Here is a 2,066-nt window from a genome sequence, read left to right as displayed (position 1 = left end):
GGCCACATGGACTACGGCAAGAAGGCCCCCGACCTGGGCTGGCGCTTCACCGACGCCTGGCTCTCCATGGCCGGCGCCGGCGACAAGGGCCTGCCGAACGGCAAGCCGGTCGACGAATGGGGCATCCGCGCTTCCGCCGATGGCTGCACGCCGCTGGGCGCTTCGGTCTCGCGCGGTGGCGCCACCAACTCGCCCGCCGCTGTCTACGCGCTCACCAAGTACGTGGACTGGATGAAGAAGTACGCGCCGAAAGAAGCCACGGGCATGACCTTCGGTGAAGCCGGTCCCGTGCCTGCCCAGGGCCAGATCGCGCAGCAGATCTTCTGGTACACCGCCTTCACCGCCGACATGACCAAAAAAGGCTTGCCGGTGGTCAATGAGGATGGCACACCGAAGTGGCGCATGGCCCCCGGCCCCAACGGCCCCTACTGGAAACAGGGCATGCAGAACGGCTACCAGGACGTGGGTTCGTGGACCTTCTTTGAGAAGCACGACGCCGACAAGACCGCTGCCGCCTGGCTCTACGCGCAGTTCGTGACCGCCAAGACCACCTCGCTCAAGAAGACCATCGTCGGCCTGACGCCGATCCGCGAGAGCGACATCCAGTCCAAAGCCATGACCGACATGGCGCCCAAGCTGGGTGGCCTGGTGGAGTTCTACCGCAGCCCGGCCCGTGTGGCGTGGACGCCCACCGGCACCAATGTGCCCGACTACCCCAAGCTGGCGCAGCTCTGGTGGCAGAACGTGGCCCAGGCCGTGACTGGCGAGAAAACGCCCCAGCAAGCCATGGACAGTCTGGCCGGCCAGATGGACGACGTGATGGCACGGCTGGAGCGCGCTGGTATGGACCGTTGCCCACCCAAGCTCAATCCCAAGGGCGATCCCAACAAGTACCTGAGCGACAAGGCCGCCCCCTGGAAGAAGCTGGCCAACGAAAAGCCCAAAGGCGAAACCATCGCCTATGAGCAGTTGCTCAACGCCTGGAAGAACGGCAAGGCCCGTTGATCGGCTTCGGCTGGTGATGTGAAACCCAATGCCCCCGGTGCGGCAAACCGTGCCGGGGGACTTTGACCCTGTTTATGAAACGTCCCGAAATATTTCAGAAGTTGGCCGAGGCAGCGCCGCTGGACCTGGTGGTGATCGGTGGCGGTGCCACCGGCCTGGGCTTGGCGCTGGACGCCAGCTTGCGTGGCTATTCGGTGGCGTTGTTCGAATCCCATGATTTCGCCAGTGGAACCTCTTCGCGTTCCACCAAACTGCTGCATGGCGGCGTGCGCTACCTGGCGCAGGGCAACGTGGCCCTGGTGCGCGAAGCCCTGGCCGAACGGGCCACCGTGTTGCGCATTGCGCCCCATCTGGCCCAACCCCTGGCCTTTGTCATGCCCACCTACCGCTGGTGGCAAAAGCCGTTCTACGGACTCGGCCTCAAACTCTACGACGCGCTCGCCGCCTGGGGCAGTGGAGGTGGCCTGGGCCCAACCGAATTTCTCAGCCGCGAAGAAACCTTGCGGCGCCTGCCTGGTGTGAACCCCGAAGGCCTGATGGGCGGTGTCCAGTACTGGGACGCCCAGTTCGACGACGCCCGGCTCGCCGTGGCCTTGGCGCGCAGCGCAGCCAACGCGGGAGCCCTGTTGCTCAACCACTGCGCCGTGACCGGCCTGCTGCGCACGGCGCAAGCCGGTGCCGAACCCCTGATCGGCGGCGTGCGCATACAAGACCAGATGGGGGGGCAAGCGCTGGAAGTGCGCGCGCGCTGCGTGGTCAACGCCACCGGTGTCTGGGTGGACGACGTGCGCCAGATGGAGTTGGCGCCCACGGGCACCCATGTCCCCGCCGTGCCCGCCGACAAGCCGCGCCCCGACTGGCAGCCCATGGTCTCGCCGAGCCAGGGTGTGCATCTGGTGGTCGACCGCCGCTTCATGCCCGCCACCCGAGCCTTGCTGGTGCCCAAAACAAGGGACGGCCGGGTTTTGTTCGCCGTGCCCTGGCTGGGCCAGCTGGTGCTGGGCACCACCGACACGCCGCGCGACGACCGTCCGCGCGAACCCCGGGCCATGGAAGCCGAG

At 66.6% G+C, this 2,066-nt stretch carries 1 protein-coding gene and 1 pseudogene; both read left to right on the top strand.

The features are described 5' to 3' along the window. Positions 1 to 1,005, top strand: a pseudogene (locus ABYB95_RS22430) (carbohydrate ABC transporter substrate-binding protein); the annotation flags it as partial. A gap of 74 nt (positions 1,006 to 1,079) precedes the next feature. Further along, the coding region (locus ABYB95_RS22425) for a glycerol-3-phosphate dehydrogenase/oxidase (RefSeq protein ID WP_372662213.1) at positions 1,080 to 2,066 on the top strand (987 nt) is incomplete at its 3' end.

Origin of the sequence: Hydrogenophaga sp., from assembly GCF_041633695.1 — a bacterium.
In the GTDB taxonomy this organism is placed as follows: domain Bacteria; phylum Pseudomonadota; class Gammaproteobacteria; order Burkholderiales; family Burkholderiaceae_C; genus Hydrogenophaga.
The sequence above is the reverse complement of the archived record's forward strand: the minus strand, read 5'-3'. Positions and strand labels throughout refer to the sequence as shown.